Below are 24,853 nucleotides of genomic sequence, written 5' to 3'. Positions count from 1 at the left end.
AATGCGCAGCCATTGTCAGCCAAACCCGAAGGATTGCAAGCCGATGAACTCAGGCAGCGCTGCTGGCCGCTGTGCATGACCCTTGCTGCAGCACCAGGTCGATCACCTGGCGCTGCGCCTGGGCAGGGTTCAAGCCGTTGTCACGGGCTTGGCGCAGGCAGGCCAACTGCCTGTCGGCACTGTTGCCATCGCGCAGGATCTGCCGGGCGTGCATGAAACCCCGTTCGGCGTCCACGGTGTCGACCGGAAACTGGCTCTCGAGCTGAGCCAGCCAGCCTTCGGCCGTGACCGGCTGTTGCGCGTCGATACCAATGAATTCGGCATGCCTGCCGTGACGCAGGGCTCGCCAGTAGTTTTCCTGAGTAACCCAACGAAGCTCCCGGACCAGCGGGCCACACGGGTGACGATACGCCAGGGCATGTTCCACAAGGTGGCGGAACAACGCGGCGATGCACAACGCATCTTCGATGTTGGGGCAGGCATCGCAAATGCGCAGCTCCACGGTCGGAAAGCGTCGCGAGGGCCTGATAGCCCACCAGAAGTCACCGTCGTCAGCCATCGACCCCGTGCGTTGCAACAACGCCCGATAGCGCTCGTAGGCCGCCCAGTCGGCCAGCGGCTCGGGCAGCCCCATGTGCGGCCACTCGCCGCAAATCACCCGCCGATAACTCATGTAGCCGGTTTCCTGCCCCTGCCACAGCGGTGACGATGCGCTCAATGCGAGGAACAGTGGCAACCAGCCCACCACCCGGTTGATCAATTGCATCCGGTCGCAGCCCCCGGGCACGCCTACGTGGACATGCAGGCCATTGACCAGCGACCTGCGTGCGACGTGCCGGTAATCGTCAAACACCTGCCGGTAGTGCGCCGAGGCCCTGGGCTTGTGCTTCAGCCACGGCGCATTGGGATGACTGGCAGCGCCATACAGGCCAATGCCCTCCGCGGCCAGGGCTTGCTGCAGACTATGACGGCTCAGGGTAAAGAACTCGCGGGCCTCCCCTGTTGAGGCGAGCACCGGTGAAACCACCTCCACCTGGCTACGAAACATCTCTTCGGTGAAGTGCTTGCCCAACACCTCACGGCAACGCCGGGTGACGGTCAATGGCGGCGTCACCGGCACCCGGCCGCTGGAAAGATCCACCAGCAGGTATTCTTCTTCTATGCCGAACGTACAAGGCGGCGACATGGCGTTACCCATTGCGAGTAACGGTCAGGGCGACTGCGGCGATGCGCTCGACCCGCTCATACCCAGCTTCATCCAGTTGTTCGCCGAACACGTCGGGGTCGATTTCCCGATAGCTCCACGACCATTGCGGGCCGGCCAGGCGCAAGCGCACGGCCTCCAGCAGTGCATCTCGACCGTCGATGATGGCAACCCCGGTGTACAGCAACAACGAGCCGTGGGCGCTGAGGCGTTCACACGCCTGCTCGACGATGCGCAGCGACAGTTCTGCGCCCAGCGAGCCACCACCGTGGCGATAAGTCCGTTGCCCGGCATCGAGCATGTAGGGAGGGTTTGCCACGATCAGGTCGAAGGTGCCGGTAATACCATCGAGCACGTCACTCGGTTCCACCGACAGGTTGCTCACCCCGGCCAAGGCAGCGTTGATCGCGGTGTAGCGCAGGGCCAGGGGGTTGATGTCGACCGCGCTGACCTGGGCATGCTGCGCCGCCCGGGCAATGAGCAAGGCGCCTACACCGCTGCCACAGCCGATGTCCACGGCGTGCTGTACGCGCGTATGGCGGCGTTGCAGATGGTCATGAATGACGTGGGCGAAGCGGTAGCTGTCGGGGCCAAGGAACACCGCATCACTGGCCTCTGTCGGGTACGCGGAATGCACCAGCAACAACTCGTCCAGGCTGGCGAAGCGGACCTTGCTGCGCAGCAAACCCTCTGCCTCGGTGAGTAGCTGCGCTTGCTGCAGTTGCTGCAATTCATCAGCTGACAGCAGAGACGGCGCAAAGGGGCGGCTCCAGCCAAACACATCACGCAAGGTCGTCGCGCGCTCGGCACCTGCGCGCGCGTTGTTGCGCCCATGGGTGGCAGGCGTCACACAGGTAAAGCGGTAACCGTCGGCACGCAAGCGTTTGCCCAGTTGCAGCAGCGCCTCATCGGCGCGAGCTTGTTGAGGTTCCAGCATCATCAGTGGGGCTCCTCCTGAGCGAGACCGGTGGCTTGCAGATAGGCCCGGGTGGCCAGCAGCCCGTCCGGGGACGCATGGCGATTGCCAAGCATGCGTTCGATCAGGGCAGGGATGTCCTGATTGGCGGGTAACGGGCCTGGCGCTGCGTCCATGTCCAGGTGCGGCTCCCAACTTCCCGGTTGCACACGGCGCAGCGGCGCTTGCCAGTCAGCCGCTATCCAGTCATGCCAGAGCTGCTTTTCGTAAACCGTGAACACGCCGTACATCGGTGCCGCCGGCCCTTCGATCACCTTCCACCAACGGCTTTGGCTGGGGTCTTCGCCGCGCCTGATCCATCCTTGCTCGCACATGGCGTCAACAAAGGCAGGCATCGCGCCCGGCTCGGCCAGCCACTGGTTGATCGTGCGCTTTTGCAAGCGGCAGCGGTCGGCATGCATGAAGCGCCCGTACAGGCTCTTTTGCTCCAGCGCAGCGATCAGTTGCGCGTGCAGGTCGAAACTGGCAATCAGGCTGGGAGTGTCCATGCCCAGGTCATTGAGGCGATAGCCTCGACGTACACGCGCATAGAAGTCTGCTTCTTCACCCGCGGGGCACAGTTGCTGTACAGCTTCTATCGACTTCTGCGCATGACCGCTGGCAGCGTTGTCGATGGTCACATGTAGCTGGAAATAGTGGCCATCGATGCCCAGTTCGGCCAGTTCATAGGTGGTGATCAGCAGGTGCAGTGGCGGCTGTTCATAACCGAGGTTGTAGCCGATCACCTCGGGCAGGAAGCGTTCACTGTATTGGCCCAAGGCAAGCTGCAATGCGCCTTGCAGATAACGGTCATCAGGCAGCAACAGCGGATGCGACCCGAGGCGGCTCAACAGACGCTGATAGATCAGCACGTGATTGCAGCGCGGGTCGCCGTTGCCCAGCTCTTCCAGATAGGTGCGGATCAAACCGTGGTAGCGCGGGTCTGCCCAGTGCTGCAAGGTGCCCTGCAACCAGGCGCCGTCCACGGCCTTGGTCGGCGCGACCTGCTGCAGGAACCACATCGCCTGTGAACGATTGCTGAAATAGCGCCGCGGCGCGCCACGCTGCCGTTCGGCAAGATAGGCCGCGTAATCGCTGGCCACTTGGGCGGCATGCTGCGCACTCCACTCAGCCAACTGGCCCGGCGAGTCCGGCAGGTCGTCTGGCAGTTGCTCGGCGCGTGCGAGCTGCTTTTCGAGCCAAGGGGCGGCGCACGCATCAAACCCTTCCAGCATGGTCTGGTAACGCTTAAGCAGGCAGTCCGTCGTCGGGGCTGCGGCGGCGGCGGCAAGGTTGCGGGTCATTACCGTCATGCCATGCTCCTCATGCAATCATTGGCTTTTGTCATCTCGCGGCATCGGCTCTGGATCCGGAGCAGGTTGCGGCGCGGGTTTTTCGTCATGCTGCTGCATCTGCACAGACGCCTTGCTCGAGTCGTTGTCCTTGCCAGGATGGTTGTTGTCGCGGTCGAAACAGCCGCCGAGCAGCGTCAGACTGCCAAGCAAGACAATAAGGGGCTTCAGGTGCATGGGACCTCCCATTGCGGTCAATCGCGATGCCAGGTTGCCCTGGCACCGCGTACCCTGCGTTACGAACGGCCGCCCTTGCGGCTCGACTCGCTACTGCTGCTGCGCCCGCCGCCAGAGCTCTGCCCGCCTTTGCGCCCTGCTTCGGATGCTTTTTCGCGGTCGTTGGCGAAGTTGCCTGGGTTCTTGTTGCCACCCTGGCTGCCGGTGCGGCTGTTCTCTTTGCTGGCCATGGTCTCTCACCTCTTGTGGCTTCGAAGGTGCACGGCGCTGCGCCGTACATAAGGTGGGAGTTCGGCCATAACGGGGGATTCGTTTTATTGCGAAGGGTTCGGACCGGCGGCGTTAAATAAGCGGCGATAGATTATTTGGCGCGCCAGCCGATTCTGCCTGGCGCTGCCGCCTTCCCAGCCAGGCGCCGGTGAAAGCCCAGCCTACCGCCAGCACAGCGCCGATCAGCATCGCCAGCTGCGGATGATCAGCCAGCAGGTCCAGGCCACGTTTGAACCAGCCACTCAAGGCATCGCCACCGCGGTAGACCACGGTGTCGAGAAAATTCTTCGCCTTGTATTTGTCTTCGGCCGGCAACACCGTGAACAACATCTCGCGGCCCGGCCGCACCAGCGCGTATTCACCTGCCCGGCGCACCACCATGACCACCACGAAGACGGCGAATACGGGCGCCAGGGCCAGCCACACGAAGCCGGCAGCCATCACCAGGGGTACCGCCACCAGCAACACCCCTACCCCCAAGCGCCTGGCCAGGCGGCCGGTGAGAAACACCTGAGTGAGGACCGCCAGCGCTTGCACCACGGAGTCGATCAGGCCGAACACCTGGGTCTGGCGGGTACGATCGGTGAAGGTTTCGCTGACGATGCGAGCCTGTTCGAAGTACAAGAACGTGCTGACGCTGGCGAGCAGCGTCACGAACAAGGCAATTGTCAACAAATACGGCGAACGCAGCACGGCCAGCGCGCCAGCGAAGGGATTGCCACCCAACGGGCGCGACGAGGGCTGTTCATTCGCTACGGGAAACGGGTTGCGATCGCGCCAGCGCTGCAATACGAGGCAGGCGAATACGCTACCCAACAGCAACACTCCGGCCAGAAGCACTAACCCGGCGTGCCCCAGCGGCGCCACCAGCAGGGTGCCCAGGATCGGCCCGCTCAGGCCTCCCAGGCTGGCCCCGGCGGCCAGCAGGCCGAACAAGCGCTTGCCTTGCTCGGTGGAAAACAGGTCGGTGAGCACGCTCCAGGCCAGCGAAATGCTCAGCAGGTTGAACACGGACAGCCATATGTAGAACGCCCGGGCACTCCACACGTCCCCTGGATCCACTGCAAACAGCACAGCGAACAGCAACAGGTTGCTGGCGAAGAAACCATAGGTCCAGGGCAGGATGTGCCGGCGACGTACCTTCGAGGCCAGCCAGCCGAACAACGGCAGGCAGGCCAGGGTGGCAACAAACGTACCGGTGAACAGCCATTGCAGGTTGTCGACACCGCCCGCCACACCCATGGTTTCGCGCACCGGGCGCAGCATGAAATAGCCGGTGAACAGCAGGTAGAACAAAGACAACCCAGCGATGACTGCCGGGCCCTCGCCTGGCTCGATACTCAGCCCCTCGTCCAGGCGCTTGCGCCAGTTGCCCATGGCTTCAGGCGAACTGCTTGATCAGCGCTTGCTGTTGCGCCTGGCTGAGCAAAGGCTCATGCCCTGCCTTGAGCTGGTCAAGCTGGCGCTCAGGACGCCCGGTCGCGGGGATGACCGTCGTCACGGCCGGATGGCTGATGGCGAACTTGAGAAACAGCTGCGCCCAGCTGCCGATTCCGGCCTCGGCCGCCCATGCCGGCAGGGCCTGGTCCTTGACCCTGGCAAACAGCCGGCCGTCGTCGAAGGCCCGGTTGACCAGCACGGCGACGCCCTTGTCCTGACACAGCGGCAACAATTCGCGTGCGGCGTGCGGGGCATTCACCGAATAGTTGATCTGGATGAAGTCCAGCGGCTCGCTGCGGACGATGCGCGCCACGTCTTCGTGGCCACTGTTCAGGTAATGAGTGATACCGACGTAACGGGTCTTGCCCTGCTGCTTGAGCTCGCGTGCGTAGGGCAATTGCGTTTGCCAGTCGCGCAGGTTGTGAATCTGCAACAGGTCGACCTTGTCGGTACGCAGGCTCTTGAGCGTGCCGGCCCATTGCGCCTGGGCTTCGGCCTGGCTGTCGGCGGCGATCTTGGTGGCGATGAAGCACTGCTTGTGCCAGCCACCCTCCTCCAGCAACTGGCCGAGCATGCGGTCGGCGCCGCCATAATTGGGCGAGGTGTCGATGACCTTGCCGCCACCATCGAAGAACGCCTTGAGCACCACCTTGAGCTGCTGGTACGCGGCAGAGCCGGCCTCGACTTCAAAGCTGCCAGAGGTACCGGCACCAATCACCGGCAAGGCCTCGCCTGTGCTCGGGACCTTGCGCGTCAGCAATCCGCCAGGGCCGGCGGCCTGCAGCCATGGGCTGGCGGCAACCAGCGCCAAAGCCGCACTGGCGCGTAGGACATCGCGACGCTTGTACATGGCAAAGCTCCCGTCATAAGTCGGAAACTTCCAAGGCTAGCCGCTCTATCCTGCGCCGGCAGTTGATTCTGTATCTGGATGTTTTGTAATCAGGCCTGCAGCAGCGCGGTCAGATCCAGACCCGCCGCAGCCATGGGTGGGCACCAGTAGTAGCCGCCGGTCAGCGGCCGGCTGAAGCGGTACAGGCCGTCGATGATGCCGTCTTCCAGGCCGCTCATGCGCCGCAGTTGCACTTCGAAGGCGTCGAAGCTACGGCCCAGGGCGACGAACGCCAGGCCTGCGCCGCGGCTGTCGGCCCAGGCGACCGAGCGGCGCACCATGAAGGCCTCGGGCGCGAAGCTTTCCTGGGCAGTGCGCTTGACGTGGGCCGACTCCGGCGCATCGTCGAGTTCTTCGTTGTCGCTCAGGCGGCGGCCGATGATGTTGTCCTGGTCGGCCTGGGGCAGTGACTTGAAATAGTCCAGGTCATGCTTCCACAGCTGGAAGGCGGCGAAGCTGGAGCCGGCCAGCCCCGGCTGCTCGCCGGCCAGAATGGCGGCGTCCACGGCATCCAGGTCCACCGGGTTCTCGGTGCCGTCCTGGTAGCCGGTAAGGTCGTGGCCACCGCGGTGCAAAAAACCGTCGACGCTGTCGGCCAGGCGCAGTGCCGGGGCCAGCGCCTGTTCCAGCGCCTGGGCCTGGAGCAGCAAATCACCCCGCTCGTTGCCCCGCAGCCATAGCCACAAGGCGTGCTGGGTGCTGGGATTTTCCACTGCGGCATCCAGCTGCGGGAAGGCGCGCAGGCCAGGTACGTCACGCCCCAAGGCTTTCACCAACGGCGCACCGATACCGAGGATCAGGTTCTGGCCATCCACCTGCGGCAGCAATGCATCCAGTACGGCCGGCAACGCCTCGGGCGACTGCAGGGCAAAGAACAGGTGGCGGGCGTGGGCCGGCACAGGGGTGGCAAGCAGACCTTGCTGGAACGGCATGACAGGCTAATCCTCGGCAAAAAGCGGAATGCTACTGCGCTGGAACGCCCATCGCAACGCGGCATGCAGACGCTGTGCGGCAAGGTTCACTGGCAATCCGGTAACAAACGGTTACCAAGTACTGGCGCATTGCGATTAGCCAGTCCGCAAGGCCGGCCTAGACTGCCTGCATCCTTTGCCCGAGTGCCCGCCGATGACCGCCTCTCCCTTGCTGACTGCATTCCTTCCTCTGGCGCTGGGCATCATCATGCTCGGCCTGGGCTTATCGCTGACGCTGGCCGATTTCGCCCGCGTGGTGAAATACCCTAAACCGGTGGTGGTTGGCCTGTGTTGCCAGATCCTGCTGTTGCCGCTGGTGTGCTTCCTGATCGCCAATGGCTTTGCCCTGGAGCCGGCGCTGGCGGTCGGCCTGATGCTGCTGGCAGCCTCCCCGGGTGGCACCACTGCCAACCTGTTCAGCCACCTGGCCCACGGCGACGTAGCGCTGAATATCACCCTGACAGCGGTCAATTCGCTGATCGCGATCCTGACCATGCCGCTGCTGGTGAACCTGTCGCTGGGGTGGTTCATGGCATCGGACCAAGCCATCCCGCTGCAATTTGCCAAGGTCATGCAGGTGTTTGCCATTGTCCTGCTGCCGGTGGCCCTGGGCATGCTGATCCGCCATTGGGCGCCGCGCTTTGCTGCAGCCATGGAAAAACCGATGAAACTGGTGGCCGCGCTGTTCCTGGCATTCACCATCGTGCTGGCATTGGCCAAGGATTGGCAGACCGTCGTCGCCTACGCTCCGGTGGTGGGCCTGGCGGCCCTGCTGTTCAACTTGATCAGCCTGACGCTCGGCTACTGGGTACCACGGCTGGTGAGCATCCCCAAGCGCCAGGCCATTGCCATCGGCATGGAAATCGGCATCCACAACGGCACCCTGGCCATCGCCCTGGCACTGAGCCCATCGTTGCTGAACAACGCCACCATGGCCGTGCCAGCCGCGCTCTACAGCCTGATCATGTTCTTTACCGCAGCGGGGTTTGGCTGGTGGGTCAGCCGCGGTCGCGTGGCAGCCGCGCCTGCAACTGGCGCTTGAGCACCTTCAATGGCGGTGCATAGAAAAAACCGAACGAAACGCTGCCCGTGCGCCCCTTGACGGCATGGTGCAACTGATGGGCGCGGTGCAGCCGCTTGAGGTAGCGGTTGACTGGCCGTGGCTTGCGCGGCCAGTGGCGGTGAAAGAAGCCATCATGGGCCAGTACGTACAGCACCCCATACCCGGCCACGCCAGCGCCCACCCACTGCAATGGCGCGTGGCCGGCCTTGCCCAGGGCGATCAGCGCCGTGGCGATCAGGCCCAGCGCCACCAGGTACAGGTCGTTGGTTTCCAGCATGCCCAGCTGCGGCTCATGGTGCGAACGGTGCAGCCACCAGCCCCAGCCATGCATGATGTACTTGTGAGCCAGCGTGCCGACACCTTCCATGGCCACCAGGGTGCCGAGCAGCACGGTGAGATTGAACAGCATGTAACGGTCCGGGGTATGGCGGAAAATGGCGCTAGGGTACCGATTACCCAGGTTTATTTCCACGCAGGCGTGACCGGCTGTAGGGCATTTCCGAATGGATTTCTTGTCATGTTTTTACCCTTGACCCAGTGCTGGCGGCGGCGTAAGGTCCGCGACGCAATTTCGCATCCCTGAACAGGAGTCCTGCTTTGGACAGTAGCCCCAGTCGCTTGCGACAGGCCCACACGGCGAGCTAGTCCGGCAGCTTCCTGCCACTGTCTCGCCATTGGCCAGGCGGTGGAAATCTCCAGCCTTTGACGGCTTTCCCCTCTTCCCTTTCGTGGTCCTGCGCATTTTCTGGTTATTCAACCGTGCGGGCGTGTGCCCGTGGAAGAGGTTTGCTATGGATTGGAAAGTCTTTCTGCTGCGTGTCAGCATTGCCCTGCTGCTCGGTGCCCTGATCGGTGCCGAACGGCAACTGCGCCAACGCCTGACCGGGCTGCGTACCAACGCGCTGGTCAGCACCGGTGCCTGCCTGTTCGTGCTGATGACCCAGGCGGTGCCAGGCATGGCCCCCAACGATGCCTCGCGGGTGGCCGCCTACGTGGTGTCGGGCATCGGGTTTCTCGGTGGCGGCGTCATCATGCGCGACGGCTTCAATGTGCGTGGCCTGAACACCGCCGCCACGCTCTGGTGCACCGCCGCGATCGGTGTGTTGTGCAGCCTCGGGCTGTTGCTTGAAGCAACGCTTGGCAGCCTGATGGTGCTGTGTGCCAACATCCTGCTGCGCGATATCGCCCAGCGGCTGGACCGCCAGGAGGTGCTGCCGGCCAACGAGGTCGATCAACGTTTCGAGGTGCGCATCGTCTGCCGCGCCGAAGACGAGATCCAGGTGCGTAGCCTGATGCTGCACAGCCTGGGCGACCCACAGTTGCGCCTGCAATCGCTGCACAGTGAAGACTTGGCCAACCCAGCCCGCCTTGAAGTGCGAGCCGAACTGCTCGGCAACCCGCAGGCCCCGGCACAACTGGAGCGGCTGGTGGGTCGGGTGAGCCTGGAAAAGGGCGTCAGCTCGGTGCGCTGGCAATTGCAGCCACAGGCACTGGCGACAGACTAACGCTCATCGCGCAGGTGACGCTCCTTCTGTTCCTGGCGCTCCTTGGCTTCGATGCACAGCGTTGCCGTGGGGCGCAGCAGCAAGCGACGCAGGCCGATCGGCTCACCGGTTTCCTCGCACCAGCCATATTCACCTCGCGCCAGCCGCTCCAGGGCCTGGTCGATTTTATCCAGCAGCTTCTTTTCCCGCTCCAGCGAGCGCAGCCGCCATTGCCGTTCCTCCTCGGCACTGCCGATATCGGCCGGGTCACTGAGCACTTCCTGCTCACGCAAGGCTTGGAATTCCACGTCGATACGCGCTTGCAGGTCGGCGCGCTGGCCAAGCAGCATGTTGCGGAAAAATTGCTGTTGGACTTCGTTCATGTAGGCTGCGGGCGCCTGGCGCAACAGTTCCTCTTCGGTCATCACGGCAGTCTCGGGTCGCTGGGAAAGCGTCAATGTTACGTTATAACACCGCCATTGCAAGCCATGGTCACTCATCGCAGACTAGTGTCAGCCCATAGAGAACATTTCATGCACATACGCCCTGCCCTGCACTCAGACATCCGCCAGTTGATCGCCATCGAACAATCAGCCGCACAAGCGTTCTTGCGGCTGCCCGAGCTGGCCTGGCTGGCCTGTGCCGAGGGGCTGGACGAAGAAACGCACAAGGCCTTCATTGACCACCAGGGCAGTTGGTTGGCCGAGGATGATCAGGGCACCGCCCTGGGTTTTGCATGCCTGAGCCTGGAGGGCAACGCGCTGCACATACATGAACTTTCGGTACGCTTACAGGCGCAAGGGCAAGGTATTGGCAGGCAGTTGCTCGACCAGGCCTGTGCCGTGGCGCGGCAACGGGGAGCCCGCGAGCTGACCTTGTCCACGTTTGCGCAAGTCGCCTGGAATGGCCCTTTCTATGCGCGATACGGGTTCGAGGTGCTCGACGAAAAGCACCTGGAACCAAGGCTGCAGGGCATTCTGGCAACCGAGCGTGCGCATGGCTTGTCAGGGCGATGTGCAATGCGCCTGGCACTGGCCTGAGCGGTCATCCGCCGCTTTCTGCCAAAGCAGCTGCCACCGTATAACCATCGCGCCCCTGCCGCTTGGCCTGGTACAAGGCTGCATCGGCCGCCGCCATCAGGCTTTCCGGCGTACACCCGTCTTGTGCCGGATGGCCAACCGCGATCCCGGCACTGGCCGATACCACTCCCAAGGGGCTGCCGGCATGGGGGATTGCCTGGCGGCGCAGCAACTGCATGACCTCATCGACGACCAGCTCGGCGCCTGCTGCATCGGTGTCAGGCAGCAACATGGTGAATTCCTCACCGCCATAGCGCACCGCCAAGTCCGCCGGCCGCTTCAAGGCTTGCTGCAACAACTCGGCAAAGCGCCGCAGGCATTGATCGCCAGCGGGGTGACCATAGCGGTCGTTGTACAATTTGAAGTAATCCAGATCGAGCATCACCAGCGCTACCGGGTAACCCTGGCGGTGAGCCCGCTTGAGCTCGGCCTCGAACACCGCATCCAGCCGCCGGCGGTTGCCGAGCCCAGTCAGGCTGTCGGTCAGTGCCAGTGACTTGAGGGTCTGGTGCGCCTGGTGCAGCGCCCGTTCGATGGCAATGCGCTCGCGCAGTTGGCGCAGCACGACCCAGCCGAACGCCGCCAGGCCGACCAGCAATAGCAGCAGTACCGCAACCGACTTGATGACATCGTACCGCCAGGGCGCGATGATCGACTCCCGTGACAAGCCGGCCTCGACCACCAGCGGGTAACTCGACAATGCCCGGTAGGCATAGAGCCGCGGGGTGCCGTCAATTACAGCCACCGCCTCGGCCAGGCCTTCGTTGGCATAGGGCAGGTAATTGCGGAACACTTCACTGTTGGCCAGGCTGCGCCCCACCACCTGCTCCACGAACGGCCGGCGAACCAGGATGGTGCCATCGCGCTTGGCCAGTACCAGCGCGCCTCGTTCATCGATCTTGAAATCTCCGTAGTAGCGCACGAACCAGTCCACCTTGATGGTACCGAGCAATACCCCGGCGAAGCTGCCGTCAGGGTTATCCAACCGGCGCGAGATGGGAATGATCAGGTCGCCAGTGGTACGGCTGCGCACAACCGAGCCGATCTGCACGCTGCGGTCGGTATGCAGGCGGTGATAGATGAAGTAGTCGCGGTCGCCATTGTTCGCCTTGGGCGGTATCGCGGCGCGGTCGGTCACCACCCAGCTACCGTCCGGAGCAAAGACGAACAAGCCATGCAGCTGCGGCATGATCGCCATTTGCTGAGCCAGTAACGCGTGCAGCCGAGGGCGGTCCAGGTGGGCGAAACCGTCGCCTTCGATGCGCTCGGCCAGTACAGCGGTGATCGCATCCACCTGGCGAATGGCATCCTCGGCATGCTGACTGGTGGCCCTGGCGAGGTTGGTGACCATGTTCTCGGCATTGCTGAATGCGTGACGATAGTCGCGCCAGGTACGCCAGCCCTCGACCAGCACGAATGCCAGCATCATCACCGCCATGAACGACAGCACCAGGCGGAACAACGCCACGGCACGGCCCTCGCCGCTGGCTGTGATCAGCCCGTCCTCGTCCTGCTTTCTGGCCGCACCCATGGAAGTCCTTGTCCTCAAGCGTATGCCCGTTATGACTATAGTTCAGCGCCCAGGTGCCTTTCGATGGTCGACCGGCGCCGAGAAAAACGAAACCTTTGCCCGTCATCGCTGCTCAACCGTACGCGACACTGAGGTCGCGCCAACGGTTATGAGGAGTCAGGCATGAGCAATCTGTTCATCAAACGCGCTGGGCTGTCGCTGGTACTGGGCATGGCATCGCTGCAGGCACTGGCCGCCACTTCCGACGATTTTGTCGAGGCCGCCACCGAATCCGGCATCGCCGAGGTGGTCACCGGGAAGCTGGCCCTGGAAAAGAGCCAGAACGCCGAAATCAAGACATTTGCCCAGCAGATGGTCACCGACCACACCGCGGCTAACCAGAAGCTCGGCGACATCGCCCGCAAGCTGGACATCAGCGTGCCGGACGAAGCGGCGCTGACCGACAAAGTGAAGAAGATGATCCTCGAATGGCGCGACGAGTCGTTCGACAAGTCCTATGTCAACAACCAGGTCGATGCCCACGAAAAAGCCGTGGAGCTGTTCAAGAAGGAAGCGGCGTCTTCCGACAAGCCCGAGCTGAAAGCCTTCGCCAGCGAAACCCTGCCAAAGCTTGAACACCATCTGGAGCAGGCCAAGGCACTTCAGGCCACTCACGGCAAGTGACCGCCCGACGACACGAGGCCACACATGACTAACGATGCATTGCGAAGCGAAATTCTCACCCGCCTGCTGCACGCCCACCCGCAAGGGCTGGGCAAGGAGTTGCTGGATAACTATCGCGGTGAGAAGGCCGTGGCCGGCATGCTCAAGACCCTGCAGGAGCACGGCCTGATCCAGGATGGCGCAGTGGCGGTCGACGATGACCACCAGATCAGCGTGCACTATCCCATCAAGCTGTCGGCGGCGGGTGTCGAAGCGGCCAAGCAAGTGGAGGGTTGAGGCTCATCCGCCCCATCGCTCGCAGCGCGGCGATGGGGCGGGCCGAATCACCGGCCCTTGTGGTTTTTTTCCACGTCCCGTGGCGGTTTTGCCGGCCCTTGCGGGTCCACTTGCGGATCGCTCAAGTCCGGAGAATCCGGGTCAAACCCCAAATCGTCCTGTTTCTGCGCATGGCCTGAAGAATGCGGGCCCTGCTGATGCTGCTCTGGCTTTTTCATGTTGCGCGCTCCCGGGGAATGTCTACGGAAGAACGCAGTCGCAGCAGGAAGTTTGATTCAATTGCCGGCTTGCTGCGCCTTGAGTGCATCAAGCGCCTCATCGCGTTTGCGCAGCTCGTCCTGCATCTGCTGCAACTGCATGCCCTGCTCCGAGCATCGCGCACGGTTGTCTTCCAGGCTTTGCGTTTGCGCCTGCAATTGCCGCCGCATTTCATCGCTGGCACCCTGCGCCTGGGCAAGAATGGTCCGCAACCCCTGGATCTGCGCATCGCGCTGCTCGAGCAAGACGTCTTTGGCCTCGCATGCACTGGCCGCCTGGCGATGTTCGCCGAGCATCCGTTCGTTGTCGCGGTGCAGGCGGGTCAGTTCCTCCTGTTTGGCGTTCATGCCTTGTTGCAACTGGCGCAACTCCAGCTGCAATTGCTGGGTCTGCGCTTCGTGGCGGCGTTGTTCCTGTTCGCGTTGTTCGCGACTGGCGCTGCGGTAATGCTCCAGCGCTTCACGGGCATGGCGGTGCTTGTCCTCCAGCGAACGCACCTGCTCCTCCTTGTCGGCCAGGCGCAATTGCAATTCACCCACGGATTGACCGAGGCTGGCGCTGCGCAACTGCTCAGCCTGCAGCGAATGTTGCGCGGTCACCAGGCGCTCCGACTCGGCAGCCAGCGCGGCGGCCTGGATCTGCTGTTGCTGATGCGCTGCGGCGAGTGCCTGCTGCGCCAGCTGCAACTGCGCCACAAGCTGATCACGCTGCTCGTTGAACGCGGCTTCGGCCTGCTCGATACGGGCGTCGCCTTCCTCCTGCACCTGCGCGGCCAACTGCGAAACCAGCCTGGTCAACGAGTCGCTCAGGGCTGCCTGCCCCTGCAACGCCACAGGTTTTGGCCCTTCGAGCTCTTTCAGGTAGCGGTGAATGGTGGTCTTCGACCCGGTATTGCCCAGCTCGATACGTACTGCATCGATGCTGGGGTATTCACCCCGGGCGATCAGCACTTGCCGCGCCTGCTGCACTACCGCCTTGTTGATGCCGCCCCGGGCCATGTGTACTCCTCGAACTTAAGTAACATGGTACGTACCACGTAATAAGGCGTGAATGTTCTTCTTTGCCAGGCAGGATTTCAAGTGAAATCTACGGTTCGATAATCGAGAGTTACCGCATTGCCGGGCTCAAGCGGAACGCTCTTGCGGCGCGGAATTACCTGGGGTACGTATTCGATCGGCGGCGCCCGGCTGCTGGGGATTGCACTCTCAACCAGCAAGACTGCCTCTGGGTCTACAGCAACGAACCTGCCGAGCCTGACATACGGTATGTGACCGGATCGCCGTGCGGTTCATATGCACGGCGATTTACAAAACCTCGCCCAAAACGCGCGATTGAAGGCTTAGCCCGGCCTCAGCCCACGCCATCCAGCCCCATTTGCCAGAAGTCAGCTTCGAGCCGCGAAGCCTGGCCAAAGATCTGTGCCAGCTCGACAAACCGCTGCTCGGTCATGCTCCGCGCCGCCAGTTCATCCAGATGCTTGCGCGCCGCCACTGCCACCCCCTGGTAAGCCTCGCCGGCATATTCGCCAATCCACTCCCGGTACGGGTGCTCACTAAGGTCGCCAATGCGCTCCGCCAGCGTGCGACCGATCTCGGCGTAACCAATCACGCACGGCGCCAACGCCGCGTGCAGCTCGAGCAGGTCACCGGCCGCGCCGCAGTCGAGCACATAACGGGTGTAAGCCACGGTCGCCTGGTGCTCAGGCGCAGCCTGGATATCAGCCTGCGACAACCCCCAACGCGCGCACAGCCGCACGTGCAGTTCGGTCTCGTCGAGAATGGCCGCCAGGCCCGCCTGGGCAGCGCGGATATCCGCCGGCAGACGGCTCTTGTAGGCAGCCAGGGCCCAGGCGCGGGCAAACTGGATGAGGAACAGGTAGTCCTGGATCAGGTAGGTGCGGAAGGCGTCTTCCGACAAGGTGCCCTCGCCCATCTGGCGCACGAAGTCGTGGTCGACATAGCTGTTCCACTGCCCGGCCGTAGCAGCCTTCAAACGCTCGAAAATATCCATGCTCATGCCTCCTCGCGGTAGACGGCGTCGAAGAAGGCAAGCTCCAGTTCAACGGTACGTGCGTAGAAATCACTGGCCAATGCGGCCTCCCGAGGGCCGACACGGTCCAGTTCGGACTTCAGGAACGCAACGAAATCGCAGAACGCCGGGTTGTCGTGCAGGGTGATCCATTCGGCGTAGACGAAGTTGGCCGGCAACGGCTTGGGTGCCTTGAGGGCCCAGTCCAGATACAGGCCTTCGGCAACGTTCAGCACGGCCAGCGCGGCGGCGTAGGAACGGGTGGCCGCGGCCTCGCGCATGATGGCCTTGAAACCAGCGGTAGGTGCAGTGTCTGCGGGCTCGGTACGCTGCGCCGGGCTGACGTCCAAGGCTTCGAACGCTCGCAGGAAATAGGTGTTCTCGTCGCTGGAGATCATCCCCGCGAAGCGGCCGAAACGCAGGCGGGCTTCATAGGTGTCGGCGGTGGCGATGGCGGCGCCGAGCAAGGTCAGGAAGCTGTCGAGAAAGCGGTGATCCTGGACCAGGTAGCGGACCATGATCGGATCAGCCACGCTGCCGGCGCAGAGTTCGGTGACGAAGCGATGGCTGACGGCCGCCGACCAGGTCGGCTGGTTCTGGCGTTGCAGGGTTTCGCTGAAGCGTTCGGTCATGGTGAGGCCTCGCAGTGAGGCCGGCAAAAGGCAGGTCGGCAGTCCCATCCCTTCGCCGGCATTATCCGGATCAGGTTCGAAGGGTCACCGCGCTGCAGCTGCCAGCGGTTTCTCAGCCCGTTGCCGGGCTCCCCTTGGTGGGCAACATGTATACAGGCCCCATCACCCATTGTCACCCACTCCGTCACCGCAGTTGGGCCCCAAACATGCCCAATTTCGGGGGCCTACACCCGCTCCTTGACACCCCATTATTTAGCGCACCTCAGGCGCCGCAAGGAGTTGTTTGACAAAGTATTACCGAAACATCTGTTGGCACAGCGGTTGCTCAGGCCATAAAACCGGCAATACGCCATTGATGGCCCATAGCCATTTAGCCGTGAGCGAGGCACCAGGCAATGAAAACACCTGCCGTGATCCACCCCAACAGCCACGCCTTCAAACTGTCTGCCGTGACCGCGCTGATGCTCAGCTTCGGGCTGATCTCAGCCATGGCCTCTTCGCTGGACGATGTCAGCCAGCCGCCTCCGACAGACCCGTCGCACTACGATGACCAGCCGGCTGACCCCGCGCCCGCGCTGCTGAACCTGTCCAACCTGCCGGAAGCCAACCAAGGTTCGCTGGAACTGCAAAACGGGGTTTACGGTGACCGGACCAGCAATCGCGTCGACAACGTGCTGCCGCCTGCCCTGCAGACGTCGCGCAATTACCCAACCAACGGCAAGCCGAGCCCGTTGTTCGGTGCGCAGCCTTTCACCCAGCAATTGCTGCTGTTCGAAGAATTCGGTCCGGAAAAACTCGACCCCAACCTGCCGCCACCAACGCTGACCTTCCCGGTTCCCACACTCGGCCCGGAACCTGCGCAAGACCCGAACGTGGTCGCTCGCAGCAGCCCCAACGGCAATGCCCTGGAAGCCTTCCTCAAGCAACCGGGCCTGTACCCATACCCGACCCAGTACGCCAACACCCTGGACCGCAACCCGTGGAAAGCGCAGATCGAGATGTTCCTTAACCGTAATTCGGTCGGCTCGCCGGCAGAAGGCCGGCCACCAGGAAAAGGCTGGTCGCACCAGCGCTGGAACGAGTTCTACCCCCAGGCTGCGTTCAAGACCGCACAGGCAGGCGCACGCATCAACCAGGGGCTGCGTGACCGCAAGCAATTGCACAACTATGCCGTGGGGGAATTTGCGCCGGGCGGGCTGTATTACCAGACCTCGGACATCCCCACTACACTTGGCACCACCAAGGGCATCGACACCCGCTTCCACCCGAACTTCCCGCTGCAGAACCACAAGTCGCTGTGGACCTTCGACGGCACCTTCCCGCCGAAACTGCTGATGGTTCGTTATGGCCAGCCGGTGCTGATGCGCCACTACAACGCGCTGCCGATCGACCCGGCAGCCAACGCAGGCTTTGGCCTGCACACCATTTCCACCCACGAGCACAACGGTCACTCGCCGGCCGAGAGCGATGGCTTTGCCAACGCGTACTTCTTCCCTGGCCAGTACTATGACTACCGCTGGCCGATCCAGCTGGCCGGTTACGACACCATCAACACCCGTGCCGAAGACCCGCGCGCCGCGTTCCCCTGCTCGCCGGGTGAAACCCTGTTCGTCAACGACGCCAACCCGGGGCTCAAGACCTGCGAGAACGGCAGCATCAAGATTCGTGGCGACTGGCATGAGACCATGAGTACCCACTGGTTCCACGACCACATGATGGATTTCACGGCGCAGAACGTCTACAAAGGCAACGCTGTGATGATGAACTACTACAGCGCCATCGACCGCGGCAACGAAGCGCTGCAGGACGGGGTCAACCTGCGCTTCCCCAGCGGTTCGGGGATGCCCTGGGGCAACCGCGACTACGACGTCAACCTGGTGATCGCCGACAAGGCCTGGGATCAGAACGGCCAGCTGTGGTTCAACCCGTTCAACACCGATGGCTTCCTCGGTGACCAGGTGCTGGTCAACTGGCAGTACCAGCCCAAGCTCAAGGTCCGCGCCCGCAGCTACCGCTTCCGTATCCTCAACGGTTCGGTGTCGCGCTACTTCAAGTTCGCCGTGGTGCGTGAAATCGCCGGCAACAGTGGCGAGTTCAAGGGCCCTTCCGGCTCCAACGTGTCGTACGCCCGGGTGCCGTTCCACATGATCGCCAACGACGGCAACATCATGGAACACGCCGTGCCGTTCGACGGCACCATGGACCTCAACGGCGACGGCAAGACCGACGACAACAACGCCATCCTGCCGCTGCAAGGCATCGCCGAGCGCTACGACATCATCATCAACTTCGCCAAGAACGGGATCAAGGCCGGCGACAAGCTGTACATCGTCAACATCATGGAGCATGAAACCGGCAAGGGTCCGAAGCAGGCCATCCCGCTGGCCGACGTGCTGTCCGAGAAGTACAAGGCCGTGATCAAGCAGACCAGTAGCGGCCCTCAGTGGGACAACGGTGACCCGGTGGTGGGCAAGGTCATGCAACTGGTCGTACAGCCCTACAGCGGCCAGGACGTCAGCATGGACCCGAGCGCCTACGAACCGGCCAAGCCGGGCAAGGCCGAAGGACTGAAGATGATCCCGCTGACCATCGACCGCACTGCTGCCGCCGATCAGGCCAAGCTCAAGGCGGCCCGCCACCGCGAGTTCATCTTTGGCCGCTCCGACGGCACCGATACTAGCCCCTGGACCATCAAGACCGACGGCGGTTTCGGCTACAGCATGGACCCTCGGCGCATTTCTGCGGCGCCACAGCTGGCCAGCGAAGCGACCCAAGGCGGCTTCAGCGGCGACGGTACCCTGGAAGTGTGGAAGATCAAGAACGGCGGCAACGGCTGGAGCCACCCGGTGCATGTGCACTTCGAGGAAGGCGTGATCCTCAGCCGTGACGGCAAGGCACCGCCAGAGTGGGAAAAATGGGCACGCAAGGACGTCTACCGCATCGGCCCGGACGCCGACTCCTCGGGTGAAGTGGAAATGGCCATTCGCTTCCGCGAATTCGCCGGCACCTACATGGAGCACTGCCACAACACCCAGCACGAAGACAACTCGATGCTGTTGCGCTGGGACATCGAGCACCCGGGCCAGTTCCAGGTGATGCCGACCCCGCTGCCTGGTTGGGATGGCGTGCAGTACATGGCGTCGGTGGGCCTGCCAACCTTCCGCACAGTCAGCAATACCAACACCGACACCGCCAACAAGCCACCAGTGGCCAACAACGACAGCGCCGCAACCACGGCCGGCAAGCCGATCGTTATCAATGTGCTGGCCAATGACACCGACCCCGAAGGCAACCTGCCGCTGACCATCAGGGACCTCAACCAGCCAGACTCCGGCAAGGGTACGGCCAGCACCGATGGCACCACCGTGACCTACACTCCGCCGGCCACGGTCGACACGCCATTCACCGCCAGCTTTGCCTATACGGCGCGTGATGCCAAAGGTGCCGATTCGCTGACCCAGGCCACGGTCAGTGTCGCGGTGAGCCCTGCCGTAGCAGCGGACCAGGTCCAGGTCAGCAGCGCCGTGGTGCAGGTACGCAGCAACAACCGCTACACCTGGGACATCTCTGGCACCACCTCGGTGGCCAGCGGCAACAGCATCAGCGTGACCGCAGCCACCACCAGTGGCCCGCTGAACCTGGGCACGGCGACGCTGACGGCGGCAGGCAGCGGAGCCCGCTGGCGGTTGTCGGTGACCACTACCGGCAGCGGCCCGGCGACACCGGCGACGATCACCGTGAAGTCGGCACTGGGGCAAAGCGTGACGGCGCCAATCAGCATCAAGTGACTGTTCCATTGAAAGGGGCCGCCTTGCGGCCCCCGCTGCCTCATCACTGGAGGAATGACATCATGGCCCTGTCATGGCGTGTTCTGCTTGCCCTCACCCTGTTCGCTGCCGGTACTCACTACTGGCCGATCAAGCCAGCTGAATCGGCGCAGTCGCCAGCATCGGCCGGGGCTGCGACACCGTGGGGCTCCAGCTACTTTCCCAATACCCCGCTGATCACCCAGGACGGCAAGACGGTGCGTTTCTTCGACGACCTGATCAAGGACAAGGTGGTGGCGATCAACTTCATCTTCACTGGGTGTTCCGATTCATGCCCTGTGGAAACCGCACGCCTGCGCCAGGTACAGAAGATCCTCGGTGACCGGGTGGGCAAGGACATCTTTCTCTACTCCATCAGTATCGACCCCTACAACGACACCCCCGCCACCCTCAAGCGCTATGCCGAGAGATTCGGCATCGGCCCCGGCTGGACTCTGCTCACTGGCGAACCCGAAGCTATCGAACAGCTGCGCCGGCGCCTGGGTCTGTACATCGAAGGCCTTGAGAACGGGCGTTCCAGGGACCACAACCTGAGCCTGATCATCGGCAACCAGGCAACTGGCCGCTGGATGAAGGCTTCACCCTTCGAAAGCCCCTACATCCTCGCCGACCGCCTGGGCAACAGCTTGCACAACTGGAAACAGGCCAGCGCCACGACCAACGACTACGCCAGCGCACCACAGATCCGCCCGCCCAGCAGTGGCGAACAGATCTTCCGCACCCGCTGCTCTTCGTGCCACACCGTGGGCAATACCGAGCCCGGCCAACCCGGCATCGGCCCTGACCTGCTCGGTGTGACCCAGCAACGCGACCCAAGCTGGCTGATACGCTGGCTGAAGGAACCGGACCAGATGCTGGCCGAGAAGGAACCGCTGGCCACCCTGCTCTATGAACAGTACAACCGCCTGGCCATGCCCAACATGCGGCTGGGCGATACCGAGATCACCGCGCTGATCACTTACCTGCAGGAAGAAACGTCGCGCATACAGGCGCCCCTGGCGGATCGGGGAAAACCTTGAAGGCAATTAGCCATCCGTCATGAGCCTGTCATCTACCTGTCGTATTTTTCGACTATCACCCAGGGTCGGGAAAACCAGCAGTGATTCGTCGCTCTCACTCATCGGCAAGCCTGCTGCGCTTGCTGATCCTGATGCTCTGTGCCGCCACCCTGACCTTCCTCTGGGGGCTGCACGTCACCCAGAAGGCCGCCTCGCGCCAGGATGCACTGGCAGCCAAGGCGGCCGAGCATCTTAACCTGGCCAGTATCGTTGCCGAGACCCTGCGCCAGCTCGTCGACCGCGCCCAGGCCGTGGGCCGGGTAACCCAGGAGGACATGAAGACGCTGCGCGAAGGCAGCCTCAGCCTGGCCAGGCTGCTGGCAGAAGACCCGGTGTTCAAGCGCATGAGCCTGTACGACCGCCAGGGTCGGTTGCTGTCCGCCAGCCACAGCGACGAACCCGTACAGCTGCCAGCAGACTGGCTGCAGCAGTTGAAGGTGCATGTCGCCCACTATGGCTTCAAGCCTTTCCTGCCCCGTGTTGCCCCAGCTGCCTCACCAGGGTCGCTGACCAACTGGCGCCTGCCCTTCCTGTTGCCCTTGACCGACCTGCCGGGGCGGGAGATCGACAACATTCTCGTGGTGCAACTCGACATCGGCTACCTGGCGGTCCTGTTCCAGCACATCGACCTTGGCAAGGGTGGCTCGATGCGCCTTATCCAGGACCACGGCGCTGAACGCCTGCGCATCGACAACAGCGGCGTGGTGGTGGCAGGCGACCGCTTCGAACCGGACATGCCCGATGCCGGCGAAGTCACTGGGCAGTTGACCCAATACACATCCGGGGTCCCTTACCAGAGCCTCTACCGGCGGGTGCCCGAGCGTGGTTTCAGTGTGATGGTCAGCCAGCGTCATGACGAGATTCTGGCCCCGTCCGCGCTGGCCTATTCGCGGCAGTTCTGGCTGAACCTGAGCATGACCCTGATGATCCTCGCCAGCCTGGCCTGGACCTTGCGCCTGCTGCGCAAGCGCCAGGAGGCGTTCACCGCCCTGGAGCACGCGCAGCAAGTCAACCAGCAGTTGATCGGCCGCCTGGAAGACGAACACCGGCGTAGCAGCCATGCCGCCGCCACCGACCACCTCAGCGGGCTGCACAACCGCCGCCAGTTCGTCGAAATCGCCGGGCAGGCACTTACCCGGCAGCGTGGCAAGCGCCGCTTGATGGCCATCCTGTTCATCGATATGGACCGTTTCAAGTCGATCAACGACTCGCTCGGGCACAAGATCGGCGACCTGCTGCTGCAGGCAGTGGCCGGGCGCATCCAGCGCCTGCTCGAACCCGGCGACGAGGCCTCGCGCTTTGGTGGTGACGAGTTCGTCGTGCTGCTGGCGGGCGAACGTAGCGAGGAGCAGATCAACAGCTGGGTACGTACGCTGGTGCAGAAGCTTTCGGCCACCTATGCCCTGGACGGTCAGGAGGTCAACACCAGCCCCAGCGTCGGGGTCAGCATCTGCCCGCGTGACGGCCAGGACATCGACAGCCTGATCCGCAGCGCCGATGCCGCCATGTACTCGGCAAAGCAGGCCGGGCGCGCCCAGTACCGCTTCTTCGACCCCTCGCTCAACCTTGCCGACATCCAGGCGTTCACCCTTGAGCAAGCCTTTGGCACGGCCTTGACCGAACGCCAGTTCGTGTTGCACTACCAGCCGCAGATCCGCCTGGATAGCCACCGGGTCCTGGGCTATGAGGCCCTGGTGCGGTGGGATCACCCCGATTTCGGGCTGCTTTACCCAGACCGCTTCATCAGCCTGGCCGAACGCAGTGGTTTCATTATCGAACTGGGATGGGAAGTGCTGCGCCTGGCCTGCGAAGCGCTGGCCTGCTGGGGCACACAAGGCCGTGAAACGTGCCTGGCCGTGAACGTTTCGGCCATGCAGTTGCGCCAGGCCGACTTCAGCACCCGCCTGCTGGCCACGCTGCAGCGGCACGGTATCAGCCCGCAGCGCCTGGAACTGGAGATCACTGAAACCACCATCCTCGACCCGGAAGGGACTGCCGTCGACCACCTGCATCGCCTGCGTGCCGCTGGCCTGGGCATCAGCCTGGACGACTTCGGCCGCGGCTACGCCGGCTTCGCGCACCTGCAGGCGCTACCGCTGAGCAAACTCAAGATCGACCGCTCGCTGATCGCACCGCTGTCCAACAGCTACGACGACAGCCCGATCGTGTCCTCGACTATCATCCTGGCCAAGCGCCTGGGGCTGGAAGTGGTGGCCGAAGGCGTCGAAACCCGCGAGCAGGTGGTATGCCTGAAGCTCGCCGGCTGCGATATCGCCCAGGGTTATCACTTCAGCCGGCCGATGTCGCTGGCGCAGTTGCGTGACTACCCGCCTTTCAATGAACTGCAGACGCTGAGCTTTACAACCCCTGGCGCAATGGCATGAGCGTTAACAAGCGCGTCCATCCGTTGGCTGTTTGCCATGATCAGGCTGGCTGCCCGGATGTCGGCGAGGGGTCGGATCCTCCCTGCCAAAAACCTGGCCGCCATCCAGCCTATGCCTCCATGCCGACGGCTTTTACCGAAGCGTTCAGCGGTTCGTGGCGCAGCGCCAGACACGCGCAATGTCACCGGCCCGCGCCTGCAACAATTGTGCGGCGTCAGCGCAAGCCTGCTCCAAGGTCATGGGCCCACTGGCCAGGGCGAACGCGGCGTCGATCCCGTGGGCATAGAGTTGTTGATAGCCTTCGCCCAAGGTCCCCGCCAGCACCACCACCGGCACCCCGTGACGCTTGGCCACCCGCGCCACACCCATGGGGGTCTTGCCGCGCAGGGTCTGGGCGTCGAAGCGCCCTTCCCCGGTGATCACCAGGTCGGCACCTTGCACCAGCGCGTCCAGGCCGGCCAGTTCGGCGACCACTTCCACGCCGGGACGAAAGCGTGCGCCCATGAATGCCTTGGCGGCAAAGCCCATTCCGCCTGCCGCGCCGCAACCCGGGAAGTCGCGCACGTCTTCGCCCAGCAACTGCGCACAATGGTCGGCGAAATGGCCAAGGGCCCGGTCCAGGGCCTGCACTTGCTCGGGGCTGGCGCCCTTCTGCGGGCCGAAGATCGCCGAGGCACCATTGACGCCACACAGCGGGTTGTCGACATCGGCTGCCACTTCAACCTGCACCTGGGCCAGGCGTGGGTCCAGGCCACTGGCATCGATTCGGGCCAGCCGCGCGAGGGCCAGCCCACCTTCCTCCAGCGCCTGCCCGTCGGCATCCAGCAGGCGCAGGCCCAGGGCGCGCAGCATGCCGCTGCCGCCATCGTTGGTGGCACTGCCGCCGATGGCCAGGACGATACGTTGCGCCCCGGCCGCCAGCGCCGCGGCGATCAGCTCGCCGGTGCCCCAGGTGCTGCTGCGGCAGGCATCGCGCTGGCCATTGGGCACCAGTTGGATACCGCTGGCCTGGGCCATCTCGATCACTGCGGTGCGGCTGTCTGCCAGCCAGCCCCAGCCGGCGTCGACGTGCTGCCCCAGCGGCCCGCGCACGGTCAGGCGGCGCAGTTCGCCATGGCTGGCAGCGACGATCGCCTCCATGGTGCCTTCGCCGCCATCGGCCATCGGGCATTCGACCAGTTCGGCGGCGGGCAACGCCTCGCCCAGGCCCAGGGCGATGGCACGGGCGACACCGGCAGCGTCGAGGCTGTCCTTGAACGAGTCGGGGGCGATGACGATTTTCATGGGGATTCTCCTGTCCTGATGACGGGCA

At 63.4% G+C, this 24,853-nt stretch carries 23 protein-coding genes, 1 pseudogene and 1 riboswitch; of the genes and pseudogenes, 8 read left to right on the top strand and 16 right to left on the bottom strand.

What is annotated here, in order from left to right; translation table 11 throughout:
* Positions 1-49 precede the first annotated feature (49 nt).
* The 8 genes and pseudogenes from CQW31_RS16630 to CQW31_RS16595 form a co-directional block, all read right to left on the bottom strand.
* Positions 50-1,186: a carboxylate-amine ligase gene (locus tag CQW31_RS16630; RefSeq protein ID WP_099814944.1), complete on the bottom strand. Its 1,137-nt coding sequence runs from the start codon at positions 1,184-1,186 to the stop codon at positions 50-52.
* A gap of 4 nt (positions 1,187-1,190) precedes the next feature.
* A complete protein-coding gene (locus tag CQW31_RS16625) occupies positions 1,191-2,144 on the bottom strand; it encodes a class I SAM-dependent methyltransferase (RefSeq protein ID WP_099814943.1) in 954 nt (317 codons plus the stop codon).
* A complete protein-coding gene (locus CQW31_RS16620) occupies positions 2,144-3,472 on the bottom strand; it encodes an iron-containing redox enzyme family protein (protein ID WP_099814942.1) in 1,329 nt (442 codons plus the stop codon). Before CQW31_RS16620 ends, CQW31_RS16625 begins: the two co-directional genes overlap by 1 nt.
* 18 nt (positions 3,473-3,490) lie before the next feature.
* Positions 3,491-3,688, bottom strand: a complete 198-nt coding sequence (locus CQW31_RS16615; protein WP_054884517.1) for a hypothetical protein — start codon at positions 3,686-3,688, stop codon at positions 3,491-3,493.
* Between the two features lie 59 nt (positions 3,689-3,747).
* A pseudogene (locus CQW31_RS16610) lies at positions 3,748-3,873 on the bottom strand (KGG domain-containing protein); the annotation flags it as partial.
* Between the two features lie 157 nt (positions 3,874-4,030).
* Positions 4,031-5,335, bottom strand: a complete 1,305-nt coding sequence (locus tag CQW31_RS16605) for an NTP/NDP exchange transporter (RefSeq protein WP_099814941.1) — start codon at positions 5,333-5,335, stop codon at positions 4,031-4,033.
* Between the two features lie 4 nt (positions 5,336-5,339).
* Entirely contained in the window at positions 5,340-6,248 is a 909-nt protein-coding gene (locus tag CQW31_RS16600; RefSeq protein WP_099814940.1) for an aldo/keto reductase, read from the bottom strand.
* 89 nt (positions 6,249-6,337) lie between these two features.
* Positions 6,338-7,219 (bottom strand): Dyp-type peroxidase, encoded by an 882-nt coding sequence (locus CQW31_RS16595; RefSeq protein ID WP_099814939.1) that lies wholly within the window; start codon positions 7,217-7,219, stop codon positions 6,338-6,340.
* 193 nt (positions 7,220-7,412) lie between these two features.
* On the opposite strand from CQW31_RS16595, the gene CQW31_RS16590 reads away from it, so the two are divergent.
* Positions 7,413-8,300 (top strand): bile acid:sodium symporter family protein, encoded by an 888-nt coding sequence (locus CQW31_RS16590; protein WP_099814938.1) that lies wholly within the window; start codon positions 7,413-7,415, stop codon positions 8,298-8,300.
* Here CQW31_RS16590 and CQW31_RS16585 read toward each other — a convergent pair.
* Positions 8,257-8,730 carry a sterol desaturase family protein gene (locus CQW31_RS16585; protein ID WP_099814937.1) on the bottom strand — a complete coding sequence of 158 codons (474 nt, stop codon included), beginning with the start codon at positions 8,728-8,730 and terminating at the stop codon, positions 8,257-8,259. The genes CQW31_RS16590 and CQW31_RS16585 overlap by 44 nt on opposite strands.
* 382 nt (positions 8,731-9,112) lie before the next feature.
* Here CQW31_RS16585 and CQW31_RS16580 point away from each other — a divergent pair, with 382 nt between their 5' ends.
* Positions 9,113-9,826, top strand: coding sequence for an MgtC/SapB family protein (locus tag CQW31_RS16580; protein ID WP_054884524.1), 714 nt, complete (start codon positions 9,113-9,115; stop codon positions 9,824-9,826).
* On the opposite strand, the gene dksA is transcribed toward CQW31_RS16580, so the two are convergent.
* Entirely contained in the window at positions 9,823-10,230 is a 408-nt protein-coding gene (gene dksA, locus CQW31_RS16575) for an RNA polymerase-binding protein DksA (protein WP_099814936.1), read from the bottom strand. The two genes, CQW31_RS16580 and dksA, sit on opposite strands and share 4 nt — an antisense overlap.
* Positions 10,231-10,338: 108 nt before the next feature.
* Here dksA and CQW31_RS16570 point away from each other — a divergent pair, with 108 nt between their 5' ends.
* On the top strand, positions 10,339-10,845 hold the full coding sequence (locus CQW31_RS16570) for a GNAT family N-acetyltransferase (protein ID WP_099814935.1): 507 nt from the start codon (positions 10,339-10,341) through the stop codon (positions 10,843-10,845).
* A 4-nt stretch (positions 10,846-10,849) separates the two neighbouring features.
* Here CQW31_RS16570 and CQW31_RS16565 read toward each other — a convergent pair whose 3' ends face one another.
* Positions 10,850-12,415 carry a sensor domain-containing diguanylate cyclase gene (locus CQW31_RS16565; RefSeq protein WP_099814934.1) on the bottom strand — a complete coding sequence of 522 codons (1,566 nt, stop codon included), beginning with the start codon at positions 12,413-12,415 and terminating at the stop codon, positions 10,850-10,852.
* 162 nt (positions 12,416-12,577) lie between these two features.
* Here CQW31_RS16565 and CQW31_RS16560 point away from each other — a divergent pair, with 162 nt between their 5' ends.
* Both CQW31_RS16560 and CQW31_RS16555 read left to right on the top strand, forming a co-directional pair.
* A complete protein-coding gene (locus CQW31_RS16560) occupies positions 12,578-13,078 on the top strand; it encodes a DUF4142 domain-containing protein (protein WP_054884527.1) in 501 nt (166 codons plus the stop codon).
* A gap of 24 nt (positions 13,079-13,102) precedes the next feature.
* Entirely contained in the window at positions 13,103-13,354 is a 252-nt protein-coding gene (locus CQW31_RS16555) for a hypothetical protein (protein WP_054884528.1), read from the top strand.
* A 47-nt stretch (positions 13,355-13,401) separates the two neighbouring features.
* Here the strand turns inward: CQW31_RS16555 and CQW31_RS31330 are convergent, their stop codons facing one another.
* The 4 genes from CQW31_RS31330 to CQW31_RS16540 all read right to left on the bottom strand — a co-directional run bounded on the left by CQW31_RS31330 (position 13,402) and on the right by CQW31_RS16540 (position 16,272).
* Positions 13,402-13,572, bottom strand: coding sequence for a DUF6021 family protein (locus CQW31_RS31330; RefSeq protein ID WP_177332359.1), 171 nt, complete (start codon positions 13,570-13,572; stop codon positions 13,402-13,404).
* Between the two features lie 57 nt (positions 13,573-13,629).
* Entirely contained in the window at positions 13,630-14,610 is a 981-nt protein-coding gene (locus CQW31_RS16550; RefSeq protein ID WP_099814933.1) for a DNA-binding protein, read from the bottom strand.
* A gap of 352 nt (positions 14,611-14,962) precedes the next feature.
* Positions 14,963-15,628 carry a thiaminase II gene (tenA, locus tag CQW31_RS16545; protein WP_099814932.1) on the bottom strand — a complete coding sequence of 222 codons (666 nt, stop codon included), beginning with the start codon at positions 15,626-15,628 and terminating at the stop codon, positions 14,963-14,965.
* Positions 15,625-16,272: a TenA family protein gene (locus CQW31_RS16540; protein WP_099814966.1), complete on the bottom strand. Its 648-nt coding sequence runs from the start codon at positions 16,270-16,272 to the stop codon at positions 15,625-15,627. The genes tenA and CQW31_RS16540 overlap by 4 nt, the downstream gene beginning before the upstream one ends.
* 30 nt (positions 16,273-16,302) lie before the next feature.
* A riboswitch (TPP riboswitch) is annotated at positions 16,303-16,417 on the bottom strand.
* Positions 16,418-16,667: 250 nt separating this feature from the next.
* On the opposite strand from CQW31_RS16540, the gene CQW31_RS16535 reads away from it, so the two are divergent.
* The 3 genes from CQW31_RS16535 to CQW31_RS16525 all read left to right on the top strand — a co-directional run bounded on the left by CQW31_RS16535 (position 16,668) and on the right by CQW31_RS16525 (position 23,541).
* Positions 16,668-20,060, top strand: a complete 3,393-nt coding sequence (locus CQW31_RS16535) for an Ig-like domain-containing protein (protein WP_099814931.1) — start codon at positions 16,668-16,670, stop codon at positions 20,058-20,060.
* A gap of 62 nt (positions 20,061-20,122) precedes the next feature.
* On the top strand, positions 20,123-21,118 hold the full coding sequence (locus CQW31_RS16530) for an SCO family protein (RefSeq protein WP_099814930.1): 996 nt from the start codon (positions 20,123-20,125) through the stop codon (positions 21,116-21,118).
* 80 nt (positions 21,119-21,198) lie between these two features.
* Complete coding sequence (locus CQW31_RS16525; RefSeq protein WP_099814929.1) at positions 21,199-23,541, top strand: bifunctional diguanylate cyclase/phosphodiesterase; 2,343 nt, start codon at positions 21,199-21,201, stop codon at positions 23,539-23,541.
* A gap of 144 nt (positions 23,542-23,685) precedes the next feature.
* Here the strand turns inward: CQW31_RS16525 and CQW31_RS16520 are convergent, their stop codons facing one another.
* Positions 23,686-24,825, bottom strand: coding sequence for a glycerate kinase (locus tag CQW31_RS16520; protein WP_054884533.1), 1,140 nt, complete (start codon positions 24,823-24,825; stop codon positions 23,686-23,688).
* Positions 24,826-24,853 lie beyond the last annotated feature (28 nt).

Source organism: Pseudomonas sp. 382 (assembly GCF_002759075.1).
GTDB lineage: Bacteria > Pseudomonadota > Gammaproteobacteria > Pseudomonadales > Pseudomonadaceae > Aquipseudomonas > Aquipseudomonas vlassakiae.
The sequence above is the reverse complement of the archived record's forward strand: the minus strand, read 5'-3'. Positions and strand labels throughout refer to the sequence as shown.